The sequence below is a fragment of the Variovorax paradoxus genome (genome assembly GCA_016806145.1).
In the GTDB taxonomy this organism is placed as follows: domain Bacteria; phylum Pseudomonadota; class Gammaproteobacteria; order Burkholderiales; family Burkholderiaceae_C; genus Variovorax.
Genome location: CP063166.1, coordinates 4984174 through 4997320, shown reverse-complemented (window position 1 = coordinate 4997320; position 13147 = coordinate 4984174). Strand labels below are relative to the sequence as shown.

Annotated in this window: 16 protein-coding genes; 9 read left to right on the top strand and 7 right to left on the bottom strand. The window is 68.7% G+C overall.

The features are described 5' to 3' along the window. Window positions 1–11: 11 nt before the first annotated feature. Both INQ48_23240 and INQ48_23235 read left to right on the top strand, forming a co-directional pair. Window positions 12–836 (top strand): metal ABC transporter substrate-binding protein, encoded by an 825-nt coding sequence (locus INQ48_23240; GenBank protein ID QRF56254.1) that lies wholly within the window; start codon window positions 12–14, stop codon window positions 834–836. Between the two features lie 30 nt (window positions 837–866). After that, window positions 867–1238 (top strand): hypothetical protein, encoded by a 372-nt coding sequence (locus INQ48_23235; protein ID QRF56253.1) that lies wholly within the window; start codon window positions 867–869, stop codon window positions 1236–1238. A 136-nt stretch (window positions 1239–1374) separates the two neighbouring features. Here INQ48_23235 and INQ48_23230 read toward each other — a convergent pair whose 3' ends face one another. Continuing rightward, window positions 1375–2733, bottom strand: a complete 1359-nt coding sequence (locus INQ48_23230; GenBank protein QRF56252.1) for an LLM class flavin-dependent oxidoreductase — start codon at window positions 2731–2733, stop codon at window positions 1375–1377. A 7-nt stretch (window positions 2734–2740) separates the two neighbouring features. Next, window positions 2741–3559: a methionine-binding protein gene (locus INQ48_23225; protein ID QRF56251.1), complete on the bottom strand. Its 819-nt coding sequence runs from the start codon at window positions 3557–3559 to the stop codon at window positions 2741–2743. Window positions 3560–3667: 108 nt separating this feature from the next. On the opposite strand from INQ48_23225, the gene INQ48_23220 reads away from it, so the two are divergent. Continuing rightward, window positions 3668–4369, top strand: coding sequence for an amino acid racemase (locus INQ48_23220; protein QRF56250.1), 702 nt, complete (start codon window positions 3668–3670; stop codon window positions 4367–4369). Window positions 4370–4528: 159 nt separating this feature from the next. On the opposite strand, the gene INQ48_23215 is transcribed toward INQ48_23220, so the two are convergent. Continuing rightward, window positions 4529–5458: an alpha/beta hydrolase gene (locus tag INQ48_23215; protein QRF56249.1), complete on the bottom strand. Its 930-nt coding sequence runs from the start codon at window positions 5456–5458 to the stop codon at window positions 4529–4531. Between the two features lie 126 nt (window positions 5459–5584). Here INQ48_23215 and INQ48_23210 point away from each other — a divergent pair, with 126 nt between their 5' ends. The 4 genes from INQ48_23210 to INQ48_23195 all read left to right on the top strand — a co-directional run bounded on the left by INQ48_23210 (window position 5585) and on the right by INQ48_23195 (window position 8263). Continuing rightward, window positions 5585–6646 carry an aldo/keto reductase gene (locus INQ48_23210; protein QRF56248.1) on the top strand — a complete coding sequence of 354 codons (1062 nt, stop codon included), beginning with the start codon at window positions 5585–5587 and terminating at the stop codon, window positions 6644–6646. A 16-nt stretch (window positions 6647–6662) separates the two neighbouring features. After that, window positions 6663–7157, top strand: a complete 495-nt coding sequence (locus INQ48_23205) for an aminoacyl-tRNA deacylase (protein ID QRF56247.1) — start codon at window positions 6663–6665, stop codon at window positions 7155–7157. Between the two features lie 103 nt (window positions 7158–7260). Then, on the top strand, window positions 7261–7899 hold the full coding sequence (plsY, locus tag INQ48_23200) for a glycerol-3-phosphate 1-O-acyltransferase PlsY (protein ID QRF56246.1): 639 nt from the start codon (window positions 7261–7263) through the stop codon (window positions 7897–7899). Between the two features lie 10 nt (window positions 7900–7909). Continuing rightward, the gene (locus INQ48_23195; GenBank protein ID QRF56245.1) at window positions 7910–8263 is read left to right on the top strand and encodes a RidA family protein; all 354 of its coding nucleotides are present in this window, start codon (window positions 7910–7912) and stop codon (window positions 8261–8263) included. A gap of 13 nt (window positions 8264–8276) precedes the next feature. On the opposite strand, the gene INQ48_23190 is transcribed toward INQ48_23195, so the two are convergent. Together INQ48_23190 and INQ48_23185 are read right to left on the bottom strand one after the other, a co-directional pair. Continuing rightward, window positions 8277–8927, bottom strand: coding sequence for a retroviral-like aspartic protease family protein (locus INQ48_23190; protein ID QRF56244.1), 651 nt, complete (start codon window positions 8925–8927; stop codon window positions 8277–8279). A 10-nt stretch (window positions 8928–8937) separates the two neighbouring features. After that, window positions 8938–9423: a YajQ family cyclic di-GMP-binding protein gene (locus INQ48_23185; GenBank protein QRF56243.1), complete on the bottom strand. Its 486-nt coding sequence runs from the start codon at window positions 9421–9423 to the stop codon at window positions 8938–8940. 45 nt (window positions 9424–9468) lie between these two features. Between INQ48_23185 and murB the strand changes: the two genes are divergently transcribed. Next, window positions 9469–10527, top strand: a complete 1059-nt coding sequence (gene murB / locus INQ48_23180; GenBank protein QRF56242.1) for a UDP-N-acetylmuramate dehydrogenase — start codon at window positions 9469–9471, stop codon at window positions 10525–10527. 19 nt (window positions 10528–10546) lie between these two features. Further along, on the top strand, window positions 10547–11386 hold the full coding sequence (locus INQ48_23175) for a hypothetical protein (GenBank protein QRF56241.1): 840 nt from the start codon (window positions 10547–10549) through the stop codon (window positions 11384–11386). Between the two features lie 73 nt (window positions 11387–11459). Here the strand turns inward: INQ48_23175 and argG are convergent, their stop codons facing one another. Both argG and INQ48_23165 read right to left on the bottom strand, forming a co-directional pair. Further along, window positions 11460–12800, bottom strand: coding sequence for an argininosuccinate synthase (gene argG / locus INQ48_23170; protein ID QRF56240.1), 1341 nt, complete (start codon window positions 12798–12800; stop codon window positions 11460–11462). Window positions 12801–12820: 20 nt separating this feature from the next. Beyond that, a complete protein-coding gene (locus INQ48_23165) occupies window positions 12821–13144 on the bottom strand; it encodes a pyrimidine/purine nucleoside phosphorylase (protein QRF56239.1) in 324 nt (107 codons plus the stop codon). Between the last annotated feature and the right edge of the window lie 3 nt (window positions 13145–13147).

Here is a 13147-nt window from a genome sequence, read left to right as displayed (position 1 = left end):
AGCCTCTTGTCATGACCACCGCACTGCTGCGCCGTTCCGTCCTCGCCCTGTCCCTCGCCGCGCTGTCGCTCGGCGGCCTCTCGCTGCCGGCGCAGGCGCAGGACGCCAAGAAGAACCTCACGATCGGCGGCACCGCCGGCTCGAACATCGACCAGCTCAAGCAAGGCATCGTGCCGATCCTCGAGAAGAAGGGCTACAAGGTGAAGCTGGTCGAGTTCAACGATTACGTGCAGCCCAACCTCGCGCTGGCGCAGGGTTCGCTCGACGCCAACTTCTTCCAGCACCAGGTCTACCTGAAGAAATTCGCGGCCGACCAGAAGCTGGACCTGGCCGAGCTGGTGCAGGGCCCGATCGCGCCGCTGGGCGTGTACTCGACCAAGCGCAAGACGCTGGCCGACCTGAAGGAAGGCGACCGCGTGACCTTGCCGAACGACCCGAGCAACCTGGCGCGCGCGCTGGTGCTGCTGGAGCAGAACAAGCTGATCACGATCAAGCAAGGCGTCGATCCGCTGCGCGCTTCCGAGAAGGACGTGGCCGACAACCCCAAGAAGCTGAAGTTCATTCCGCTCGAGGCTGCACAATTGCCGCGCTCGCTCGGCGACACCGAGTACGCGATCATCAACGGCAACTTCGCGATCTCCTCGGGCCTGAAGCTCACCGAAGCGGTGGTGCTCGAGAAGACGCCCGACTACTACCTGAATGTCGTGGCCGTGAAGACCGCGGACAAGAACACCGCCTGGGCCAAGGACCTCGTGGAGGCCTACCACTCGAAGGAATTCAAGGCGGTGGTCGACACGAAGTTCCAGGGCTACGCGAAGCCCAGCTTCCTGCAATAAACCAACCATTTTCCTGAGAGGGACCTTCCCATGCCCGTGCTGGCCGTGTTCGATGCGCAAGCGAGCTGGAGCGACACCCATGTGTGCGACGGCTGGATCACCGACCGGCTGGCCGCGCAGGGCGTGCGATGGGGGCGCGAGGACGCACCCGCGCCGCTCGCGGGCGAGGAGGTTCGCGTGCTCGGGCAGGCCGGGTTGTTCTATGTGCCCGAGGGCGAGGGCTATCTGGGCCTGCTGCTCGAGGCCGGCGAATGGGTCGCGCTGCCGGTGGGGCGGGCCCGGGTGTGCTTCGACGACGGCGAGGGCGCGGACGACGCGCTGCCGCATGCGGCGCTGCCGGGGTTCGAGGCCTTCGTCGAAGAGGTGCTGTCGCTGACGGGGAACGACGCCGACGAGGGCTGAGTTTCGAGGCGGTGGCTGCCCTTCGACAAGCTCAGGGCGAACGGTGGGGGAAAGCGCTCCCAACCGTTTTCCTCCTCAACCGTTTCTCCCCGACCGTTCGGGCTGAGCTTGTCAAAGCCAGCCCCGAACGCCTCTCTTAAGCCGCCAACCGCTGCGCCGTCCGCCCTTCGGGCCGCGCCAGCCCCAGGTGATCGCGCAGGGTCCGCCCCTCGTACTCCGTGCGGAACAGCCCGCGCTTCTGCAGGATCGGCACCACCCCGTCGACGAAATGCTCGAGCCCGTGCGGCAGCGCATCGGGCATGAGGTTGAAGCCGTCGGCCGCGCCGCCCTTGAACCAGTGTTCGATGTCGTCGGCGATCTGCTCGGGCGTGCCCACGATCACGCGGTGGCCGCCGCCGCCCGCGAGCTCGCGGATCAGCTGGCGCACCGTGTAGCCGTGGGTGCGGCCCGCCGCCACCACCGCATTGAAGAAGGTGTGGTTGCCGTTGCCATTGCCGGGCAGCGGCAGGTTCTCGGGCAGGCGCTCGTCGAGCTTCAGGCGATCGGGCGTGATGCCCAGCGTGCCCGCGATGCGCGTCAGGCTGTAGTCCCACGGGATCAGGTCGACCAGCTCGTCGCGGCGGCGCAGCGCCTCGGCCTCGGTGCCGCCCACGATGGTGGTGAGGCCCGCGAGCACCTTCACCGCGTCGGGGCCGCGGCCCAGTTCGGCCGCGCGGGTCTTGAGGGCGCGTGCATAGGCCAGCGATTCCTCGAAGGACTGCGAGGCCGAGAACACGGCCTCGGCATGGCGCGAGGCGAGCTCGCGCCCATCGGCCGAGGCGCCGGCCTGCACCAGCACCGGATGGCCCTGCGGCGCGCGCGGCAGGTTCAGCGGGCCCTGCACCGCGAAGTGCTCGCCGTGGTGCGCGATGGGGTGCACCTTGGCGGCGTCGACGAAGCTGCCCGAGGCCTTGTCGCCGACGAAGGCGCCGTCTTCCCAGCTGTCCCACAGCGCCTTCACGATGTCGGCGAACTCCGAGGCGCGCGCGTAGCGCTTCGCGTGGTCGGGCGTGGCCTCGAGGCCGAAGTTGCGCGCCGAGGGCAGGTCGGCCGTGGTCACCATGTTCCAGCCGGCGCGGCCATTGCTCACGTGGTCGAGCGTGGAGAAGCGGCGCGCGATGTTGTAGGGTTCGTTGTAGCTGGTCGAGGCGGTGGCGATCAGCCCGATATGGGTGGTGGCCGCGGCCACGCAGGCCAGCAGGATGGTGGGCTCGAGCGCGGTGATCGGGCGGAAGTGGATCTGGTCGACGATGGCCGCGTTGTCGGCCAGGAAGATCGCGTCGAGCTTGCCCGCTTCCGCGATCTGCGCGGTGCGGATGTAGTGCTGGATGTCGGCGAAGGCCCAGGGGTCGGCCTCGGGCAGGCGCCAGGCCGAGGGCACGAAGCCCGAGTGCAGGATGTTGACGTTCAGGTGCAGCCGCCGGGGAGGCGCGCCGCGGGTGGCGGAGCCGCTCATCGGGCGATCACTTCGAGAAGTAGTCGGGCAGGCGGTAGCCGGCCCACACGGGATTGGCGAGGAAGACGCGCTGGAACTCGGGCGACTGGTAGGCCGCGACGATGTCCTGCGCGAACTTCGCCTTCTCGTTGCCGCGCTTGACCGCCACCACGTTGACGTAGGGCAGGGTCATGTCCTCGAGCTTGAGCGCCTCGGTGAGCTTGAGGCCCGAGGCCACGGCGAAGTTGCCCTGCACGGCGGCGAGGTCGGCGTCGGCCAGCGAGCGCGGTGCCTGGGCGGCATCGAGCGGCACCAGCTTCAGGCGCTTGGGGTTGCTCGAGATGTCGCGCTCGGACACGCTCAGCGGGTTCACGCCGGTCTTGAGCTGCACCCAGCCGATGGCCGCGAGGATGTTGAGCGCGCGCGCTGCGTTCACCGGGTCGGCCGGCAGCGTGACGGTGGCGCCGTCGGGCACGCTGGCCAGCGACTTGTGGCGCTGCGAATAGAGGCCCATCGGCGGCGTCGGCACGTGGACGATCGGCACCAGGTCGAAGTTCTGCTGCTGGTTGGTGGCGTTGAGGTAGAGCGTGTGCTGGAAGATGTTGGCGTCGATCTGGCCGCGCTCGACCGCGTCGTTGGGCTGCACGCCCTGGCTGAACTCGACGTACTTGACGGTGTAGCCGAGCTTGGCGAGCTGGGGCTCGATGCCCTTGGTGAAGGCGTCGCGGTACGGGCCCGGCATGAAGCCGACGCGCAGGTCGGCGGCCTGGGCCGCGCTGGCGAGGCCCAGCGCGAGGGCGAGACCGCCGGCAAGGGCCAGGCGGCGGGAAAGGGCGAGAGGGCGCATGAGAGAGGGGCTCCAGAACTGAACCGGGCACTCTAGGAGCCGCTGCCGCGCATGCGAACGAATATTCGTAAGCTTGCATATGCGGACAGCGGTCATAGGATCGCTGGCATGACACAACACATCGGAATCGTGGGCTGCTCCGCCGAAGGCGCGGCCCTTTGCTACAAGACCATCTGCGTGGAGGGCGCCGCGCTGCTCGGTGCGCACGCACACCCCGAGGTGTCGATGCACACGCCCTCGCTCGCGGACTACGTGCGCTGCCTCGATGCGGGCGACGTGGCCGGCGTGGGCGAGCTGATGCTCGCTTCGGCGCGCAAGCTGCAGGCCGCGGGTGCCGACTTCCTGATCTGCCCCGACAACACGATCCATCAGGCCTTCGACTATGTTGCGCCGCGTTCGCCGCTGCCCTGGCTGCACATCGCCGAGGTGGCGGCCGACGAGGCCGTGCGGCGCGGCTTCCGGCGCATCGGCATCACGGGCACGCGCTGGCTGGTCGACAGCGAGGTCTATCCGTCCAGGCTCGCGGCGCGCGGCCTCGAGTACCGCAGGCCCAACGCGCAAGAGCGCGACGAGACCGGGCGCGTGATCATGGACGAGCTGGTCAACGGCATCTTCAGCCCCGAGGGCGTGGCGAGCTTCCAGCGCGTGATCGAGCGCATGAAGACGCAGGAGGGCTGCGACGCGGTGGTGCTGGGCTGCACCGAGATCCCGCTGATCATCAGCGATGCGAACTCGGCGCTGCCGACGCTCGATTCGACGCGGCTGCTGGCGCGCGCGGCGCTGCGGCGGGCGGTGAATCGCGAGGGCTGAGTGCCCGCTACCGTTCGGCCTGAGCTTGTCGAAGGCGGGGCGCGGGCTTCGACAGGCTCAGCCTGAACGGTTGTGAAGCACTGCTCGCCCTGATCCGTTCGGCCTGAGCTTGTCGAAGGCGGGGTGCAGCCTCGACAAGCTCGGTGTGAACGGAATCGTTCAATCCGCGAGGAAATCCTCGATCAGCTTCGCCACCCGCTGCGGCTGGTCGTGGTGCAGCATGTGGCCGGCATCGGCCAGCTGCTCGATACGCACCGAGGGCACCGAGGCCAACCGCTGGTGGAATTCCTCGAGCGTGTAGCGGCTCTTCCACCAGCCCTGCAGGCTGTCGTCGGCGGCCTCGATCATCAGCGTGGGCGCGGCAATGCGCGCATAGAGCGCGCGCACCTCGTCGACGCGGAAGATGTTGGCGTTGATGACCTTGTGCGCGGCCTCGCCGAGGATCTGCCAGCGCGCGCTGCCGTCGGGCTGCGCGCGGCTGGCCGACCAGTGGCTCGCGAGCCAGTCGGCCTTGTCCTGCGACAGGCGCGGGTTGGTCTTCATGAGCCGGCGCGCCACGCCGTCGACGGCCGAGTAGCCCGCGAGTTCGAGTTCGCCGCGGTGCAGCCGCTTGAGTTCGTCGATCCACTGGCCGTAGCGCGCGGGCGCTTCCTCGGGCTGGCGCGCGGGCATGCCGAAGCCCTCGAGGTTGACCAGCCGGCGGATGCGCTCGGGCCGCACGCCCGCGTAGTGCATGACGACGTTGCCGCCCATGCTGTGGCCCACGAGGTCGACCGGGCGCGCGGCCTCGCCTTCGCCCGCGTAGTGGTCGAGCAGCCATTCGAGGTCGGCCAGGTAGTCGGGCAGCCAGTAGTTGTCGACCCCGCCGCCGTCGGTGAGGCCGAAGCCGCGCCAGTCGGGCGCGACGATGAAGCGTTCCTCGGCCAGCGCGTCGACCACGAACTGCCAGGAGGCGGCCACGTCCATCCAGCCGTGCACCAGCACCAGCGGCGGGCGCTCGGCCGAGGGCTGGCCCCAGAGGCGCACGTGGTAGCGGAGGTTGCGCACGGGCACGAATTCGCTGCGCGAGGGACGGAGGGCGTGGTACATGGCACCGATGATAAGGAGCCGGGTCGGCGCACGCAGTCCGCCAGACGACAGCCGCGTGACGGCCGTGCCGCTCGGGTTTGGCGCCGCCGCCAGCGCGCTGCGGAGCCCGGCGGTACATTTCCGCGCATGCAAAAAATCAGACTCGGTCAGAGCGACCTTCACGTCACGCCCATCTGCCTCGGCACCATGACCTTCGGCGAGCAGGTCGACGAGCCCACGGCCCATGCCATCCTGGCGCGCTCGCTCGAGCGCGGCGTCGACTTCATCGACACGGCCGAGATGTACTCGGTGCCCACGCGCCAGGAGACCTACGGCGCGACCGAGACCATCATCGGCAACTGGTTCGCGGCCAACCCCGGCGCGCGCCAGAAGCTGACGCTGGCGAGCAAGGTCGCGGGCCCGCTGCGCAACACGCCCTGGGTGCGCGAAGGCGTGGGCATGACGGGCGCGGACATCGTGGCCTCGTGCGAGGCGAGCCTCAAGCGGCTGCAGACGGACGTGATCGACCTCTACCAGATCCACTGGCCCGAGCGCCACGTGCCGGCCTTCGGCAACATCTACTACGACCCGGCCAAGGAGGTCTCGCAGACCCCGATCCGCGAACAGCTCGAGGCGCTGGCCGGGCTGGTGAAGGCCGGGAAGATCCGCGCCATCGGCCTGTCGAACGAGACGCCCTACGGCGTGCACGAGTTCGTGCGCCTGGCCGAGGAACACGGCCTGCCGCGCGTGGCGACGGTGCAGAACGTCTACAACCTCGCGAGCCGCGGCGCCGAGAACGGCCTCGACGAAACCATGCACCGGCTCGGCGTGTCGCTGCTGGCCTATTCACCGCTGGCCTATGGCCTGCTGACGGGCAAGTACGACCAGAGCGGCATCACCGGCCCAAACGCGCCGCAGGAAGCGCGCATCACGCGCTACGAATCGGTGCGCAAGCTGCGCTGGGGCCGGCCCGACGCGCTCAAGGCCGCGCGCCGCTACAACCAGCTCGCGCTCGACAACGGCCTGACGCCGGTGAAGCTCGCGCTGGCCTTCTGCTACACCAAGTGGCAGGTGGCGAGCACCATCATCGGCGTGCGCACGGTCGAGCAGCTCGACGAGGACATCGATGCCTGGGGCACGACGCTGTCGCCCGAACTGCTGGCGCAGATCGACGCGATCCGCTGGGAGATCCGCGACCCGGCGGCCTGAGCCGGCCTCGCCCGCCATGGCCAGGAAGAATGCCCACGTCTCCGAGACGCCCGCCACCCAGCTCTTGCGCGCCCACCAGGTCGCGTTCACCGAGCACCCCTACGAATACATGGAGCACGGCGGCGCCCAGCGCGGCGCCGAGATGCTGGGGCTCGATCCGTTCATGGTGATCAAGACGCTGGTGATGCAGGACCAGGACGCCAGGCCGCTGGTGGTGCTGATGCACGGCAACCGCACCGTGTCGACCAAGAACCTCGCGCGGCAGATCGGCGCCAAGTCGGTCGAGCCCTGCAAGCCCGAGGTGGCGCAGCGCCACAGCGGCTACATGGTGGGCGGCACCTCGCCCTTCGGCACCAGGCGAGAGATGCCGGTGTACGTGGAGGCGACGGTGCTCGCGCTGCCGCGCATCGTGCTCAACGGCGGGCGGCGCGGCTACCTGATCGGCATCGACCCGCAGGTGTGCGTGCAGCTGCTGGGCGCGACGCCGGTGGAGTGCGCGCTGGCAGAATAGCCGGCTCCTGCGATTCGATCGTCGGCGCTGCGCGTCCCGCCCGGGGCGCATCGGCGCGGCGATGCGTCCCCCGAAGAACAACACCGATCCGCGGAGACCCGCCTTGACCTTTCACCTGCCTACCCTGATCGCCATCGTGGCGTCGTACCTGCTCGGCTCGCTGTCCTTCGCCGTCATCGTGAGCAGGGCGCTCGGCATGGCCGACCCGCGCAGCTACGGCAGCAAGAACCCCGGCGCGACCAACGTGCTGCGCTCGGGCAACAAGGGCGCGGCGCTGGCCACGCTGCTGCTCGACGCGGTCAAGGGCTGGGTGCCGGTGTTCGTGATCCGCCACTGGGGCGCGCAATGGGGCCTGGACGACGGCGTGGCCGCGGTGGCCGGGGTGGCCGCCTTCCTCGGCCACCTGTACCCGGTGTTCTTCGGCTTCCAGGGCGGCAAGGGCGTGGCGACGGCGGCCGGCGTGCTGGTCGGCATCGCGCCCTGGCTCGGGCTCGCGACCGGCGCCACCTGGCTGATCATCGCGGTGTTCTTCCGCTACTCCTCGCTCTCCTCGCTGGTCGCCGCCTTCTTCGCGCCGGCCTACTACCTGATCGGCGGCGGCATCGCGTGGCCGCTGAGCCGCACGGCGCTGGTCGCCATCATCGTCATGAGCCTGCTCTTGATCTGGCGGCATCGCGAGAACATCCGCCGGCTCGCCGCCGGCACCGAGTCCAAGCTGGGCTCCAAAAAGAAGAAGGACTGAAGGAATCACCATGGGCAACATCACCCGCTTCCACGTCGGACCGCGTCTTTCCGAGACCGCGGTGCACAACGGCACCATCTACCTCGCGGGCCAGGTGCCCGACGACACCACGCAGGACATCCGCGGCCAGACCCAGCAGGTGCTGGCCATGGTCGACCGCCTGCTGGCCGAGGCCGGCAGCGACAAGTCGCGCATCCTCATGACGCAGATCTTCCTGGCCGACATCGCCGACATCACGGCGATGAACGAGGTCTGGGACGCCTGGATCCCGGCCGGCAACACGCCGCCGCGCGCGACGGTGCAGGCCAAGATGGCCAACACCGGCTACAAGATCGAGATCGTGGTGACGGCCGCGCAGGCCTGATTCGCGCTTCGCTTCAGTAGCGCTTCTCGAGCACCATCTGGTCGGCGTCGCGCCGCATCGAGAAGCGGTTGATGAAGCTGTTGCCCAGCAGCACGAAGGGCATCGATTGCGGCGAGACGATGGCATCGAGGTCGTAGACCTCGACGTCGCCCACGCGCACCGAGCGCAGCCGCAGCAGATAGCCGGGCGCCACGCCGTTGGCGGTGTTGACCTGCACCGGCCGGCCCTTGCTGTAGTCGAGGCCGATGCGCTGCGCGTCGGCCACCGACATGGCGACCGTGGTCGCGCCGGTGTCGAGCATGAAGGTGACCGGGCGATCGTTGATCAGGCCCTGGGTCATGAAATGGCCGCGGCTGTCGGCCGGCAGCACGATGCGGTTGCCACTGCCGCCCGAGGGACCGCCGCCGCCGATGCTCACGGGCGTGTCCATGCGCAGCGTGACGCGCTTTCCCTCGGACTCGACCACCGCCTGCTCGGACTGCAGCGAGACCAGCTTCACGCCCTGGAAGGTTTCGCCCACCGCCACCGTCTTGGGCGCGCTGCCGTTGACGATCAGGATCGCGCGGCTGCCGATGGTGCCGGTCAGCATCACCGAGTCGGCCGCGAGCGCCGACGATGCCGCCGCCGCGGCCAGAACGAACGCGGCGACGGCGCAAGCCTTCATGGGCCGGGACTCAGTCGCGGAAGTTGTTGAAGGACAGCGGGGTATCCGGCACGTCCTTCTTGATCAGCGCCATGGCGGCCTGCAGGTCGTCGCGCTTGGCGCCGGTGACGCGCACCGCGTCGCCCTGGATCGCGGCCTGCACCTTGATCTTGCTGTCCTTGATCAGGCGCTGGATCTTCTTGGCGATGTCGCCCTCGATGCCGTTCTTGATCTTGATGACCTGCTTGACCTTGTCGCCGCCGATCTTCTGCACGTCGCCCTTGTCGAGGAAACGCACGTCGACGCTGCGCTTGGTGAGCTTGCTGCGCAGGATGTCCTCGACCTGCACGAGCTGGAACTCGGCATCGCCGGTCATGGTGATCTCCTTGTCCTTGAGCTCGACGGCAGCCGCTGTGCCCTTGAAGTCGAAACGGGTGGCGATTTCCTTGGCGGTGTTCTCGACGGCGTTCTTGACCTCGGGCAGATTGGGTTCGCAGACGGTGTCGAAAGACGGCATGGGCTCTCCTCAGATGTCACGGTAGCTGGATGCGACAATTCTCCCATGATCGTGGAGCACAACGTCCCGCTGCAGCCGTACAACAGCTTCGGCATCGTCGCGCGCGCGCAGCACCTGGTGCGCATCGCGAGCGAGGCCGACCTGGCCGCGCTGCATGCCGACACCGAATGGCGCGCCGCGCCGCGTTTCGTGCTGGGTGGCGGCAGCAATATCGTGTTGACCGGCGACGTCAAGCCGCTGGTCCTGAAGGTGGAGATCCAGGGCCGCCGGCTGGTCGAGGAGACGCCGCGCGCCTGGATCGTGGAGGCCGGCGCGGGCGAGGTCTGGCACGACACCGTGCAGTGGACCCTGGCGCAGGGCTATCCGGGGCTCGAGAACCTCGCGATGATCCCGGGCACGGTGGGCGGCGCGCCGGTGCAGAACATCGGCGCCTACGGCGTCGAGCTGCAGGACCGCTTCGACTCGCTCGATGCCTTCGACCTGGAAACCGGCCGCAGCTTCACGCTCGACGCGGCGCAATGCGCCTTCGGCTACCGCGACTCGGTGTTCAAGCACGTGCGCGGCGCCGGCGGCGCCAACGATTTCGGCCTGGCGGGCCGCGCGCTGATCACGCGCGTGCGCTTCCGGCTGCCCAAGCCCTGGAAGGCGGTGGCGGGCTACCTCGACCTGGAACGCAGGATGGAGGAAACCGGCAACTTCACGCCCGATGCGAACGACATCTTCGACTGGATCTGCGCCATCCGCCGCGCCAAGCTGCCCGACTGGCGGGTGCTGGGCAACGCGGGCAGCTTCTTCAAGAACCCGACCGTCACGCCCGAGCAGTGCGCGGACATCATCGCGCGCGAGCCGAAGATCGTGCACTACCCGATGGACGACGGCAGCATCAAGCTCGCGGCCGGCTGGCTGATCGACGCCTGCGGCTGGAAGGGCAAGTCGGTGGGCAATGCCGGCGTCTACGAGAAGCAGGCGCTGGTGCTGGTCAACCGCGGCGGCAACGAGAACCCGGTGACCGGCGGCGAGGTGATGACGCTGGCCAAGGCGATCCAGACCAGCGTGTACGAACGTTTCGGCATCCGGCTGGAGCCCGAGCCGGTGGTCGTCTGACCCGGCATCGCCCGGCCGCATGGATCTCGACTTCCTGCACCTGAACTACCGCCGGCGCATTGCCGCGCTGGTGTGGCTGCGGCGGCTCGTGATCCTGGCGGCGATCGCCGCGCTGGTGTTCTCGCGCGGGCGCTGGTGGAGCGTGGCGCTGGGATTCATCGGCACCGGGTTGCTGGTGGCCGTGATGGGCTGGTTCGAGACCAGCCTGCGCCGCCAGTTCATCCGCGAGGCGCGGCTACCGCCCTTCCTGGTCCACAAGCTGATCGCGGCCCACCCGCAACTGAGCCGGCGCGACGCCGAGCTGGTGCTGCGCGGCCTGCGCCAGTTCTTCATGGCGCATCTGCGCAGCGGGCGCAAGTTCGTCGGCATGCCCTCGAAGGTGGCCGACACCGCCTGGCACGAATTCATCCTCCATACCCAGGGCTACCAGCACTGGTGCCAGGCGGCCTTCGGCGGCCTGCTGCACCACACGCCGGCCGAGGTGCTGGGGCGCGATCCCAAGCGCAACGACGGTCTGCGCCGCAGCTGGTACTGGGCCTGCAAGGAGGAGAGCATCGATCCGCGCAAGCCGGCGCGGCTGCCGCTCCTGTTCGCGCTCGACGTCAAGTTCGGCATCGAGGGCGGCTTCAACTACGTGCCCGACTGCCGCGACATCGACCGGCAGGCCGGCTCCGATGCCCACTGCGGCACGAGCTTCGGCGAAGGCGGCTCGTCGAGCGGTGGCTGTGGCGGTGACGCGGGCGGCTTCGGCGGCAGCGAATCGAGCGGCGGCGATGGCGGCGGCGGCGATTCTTCTGGCGGCGGCGCGGATGGCGGCGGCTGCGGTGGGGGCTGCGGCGGCGGAGGCGGCGGGGACTGAGCGCCTCGCGCCGGTGGCACCCAAGAAAAAAGCAGGCGCGAGGCCTGCTTTCTTCATTGGAAGCCGCTGGGGCTTACTTGCCGCTGTCGTCGTTCGCGAGCTTCGGCAGCGCCGCGCCCTGGCTCGAGGCCAGCAGGCCGGTCTTGGTGTAGATGCCGAGCTTCTCGCGCGTGTCGACGATGTCGAGGTTGCGCATCGTCAGCTGACCGATGCGGTCCAGCGGCGTGAACGCGCCCTCGACCTTTTCCATGCTCAGGCGCTCGGGCTTGTAGGTGAGGTTCGGCGACTCGGTGTTGAGGATCGAGTAGTCGTTGCCGCGGCGCAGCTCGACCGTGACCTCGCCGGTGATCGCGCGCGCCACCCAGCGCTGGGCGGTCTCGCGCAGCATGATGGCCTGCGGGTCGAACCAGCGGCCCTGATAGAGCAGGCGGCCCAGGCGGCGGCCGTGGTCGCGGTACTGCTCGATGGTGTCCTCGTTGTGGATGCCGGTCACCAGGCGCTCGTAGGCGATGAACAGCAGCGCGAGGCCGGGGGCCTCGTAGATGCCGCGGCTCTTGGCCTCGATGATGCGGTTCTCGATCTGGTCGCTCATGCCCAGGCCGTGGCGCCCGCCGATGCGGTTGGCCTCGAGGATCAGCTCGACCAGGTTGGGGTAGCTCACGCCGTTGAGCGCGACCGGCACGCCTTCCTCGAATCGCACCGAGACGGTTTCGCGCTTGACCTCGACCTCGTCCTTCCAGAAGGCCACGCCCATGATCGGCTGCACGATCTGGATGCCGCTGTTCAGGTGCTCGAGGTCCTTGGCTTCGTGCGTGGCGCCGAGCATGTTGGAGTCGGTCGAGTAGGCCTTCTCGGCCGACATCTTGTAGGCGAAGCCGGCCTGCTGCATGAAGGCCGACATTTCGGCGCGGCCGCCGAGCTCGTCGATGAAGACCTGGTCGAGCCAGGGCTTGTAGATCTTCAAGCTCGGGTTGGTCAAGAGGCCGTAGCGGTAGAAACGCTCGATGTCGTTGCCCTTGTAGGTGCTGCCGTCGCCCCAGATGTGGACGTCGTCTTCCTTCATGGCCGACACCAGCATCGTGCCGGTGACCGCGCGGCCCAGCGGCGTGGTGTTGAAGTAGGTGACGCCGGCCGTCGTGACGTGGAAGGCGCCGGCCTGCAGCGCGGCCAGGCCTTCGTTGGCGAGCTGCGCACGGCAGTCGATCAGGCGCGCGTTCTCGGCGCCGTACAGCATTGCCTTGCGCGGGATCTCGTCGTAGTCGGGCTCGTCGGGCTGGCCGAGGTTGGCGGTGTAGGCGTAGGGGATCGCGCCCTTGTTGCGCATCCAGTGCAGCGCCGCGCTGGTATCGAGGCCGCCCGAGAAGGCGATGCCGACCTTCTGGCCGGCGGGAACGTTTTGGAGGATGGTCGACATGCTGGGAGGCTCCGTGCGGTTCAGCCGAAGTGGCAGATGTAGCTGTAGGGCTCGCCGCTCACGCGGATCTGGAAGCTGGAGTTGCCCGGAACGTCGAACTTCTGGCCGGGGCCGGAGGCGATCCACTCGGTGGTGCCCGCGAGCTGGTACTCGCAGCTGCCGGCGGTGCCTTCCATGATCTCGGGGGCGCCGGTGTTGAAGGTCAGGGTGGACGGCAGGATCACGCCGACCGATTTCTTCGTGCCATCGGCCAGCGTGAGGCTGTGGCTCACGCACTTGCCGTCGAAGTAGACATTGGCCTTGGTGGCCACAGCGGCGCTGTTCAGGGTGTCGGTAATCGTCATGGA